1 pseudogene is annotated in these 265 nt (G+C 77.4%); it reads left to right on the forward strand.

Annotated features, from left to right (window positions below):
• Window positions 1–265, forward strand: a pseudogene (locus tag KVS71_RS17645) (cation acetate symporter); the annotation flags it as partial.

Consider the following 265-nt stretch of genomic DNA (forward strand, 5'->3'; position numbering starts at 1 on the left):
CCGGGCTGGTGCTGCTGGACGGCGCCCGCGGCATCTGGTTCCCCATCGGGTACGCCGCGGGGTCACTGCACGTGCTCGACTTCGTGGCCGCGCCCCTGCGCCGCAGGGGGGCGTACACGACCCCCGATTTCGTCGGGGCCCGGCTCGACTCGCCCGCCGCGCGCCGTGCCCCCGGCCTCGCGGCCCTCATCATCGGCGGGCTCTACATCGTGCCCCACCTGCACGGCGGGGGCCTCACTCTCGTCGGGGGGGGGGGGGTGCCGGG

It is taken from the genome of Microbacterium sp. GbtcB4 (genome assembly GCF_019091465.1).
Lineage (GTDB): Bacteria > Actinomycetota > Actinomycetes > Actinomycetales > Microbacteriaceae > Microbacterium > Microbacterium paraoxydans.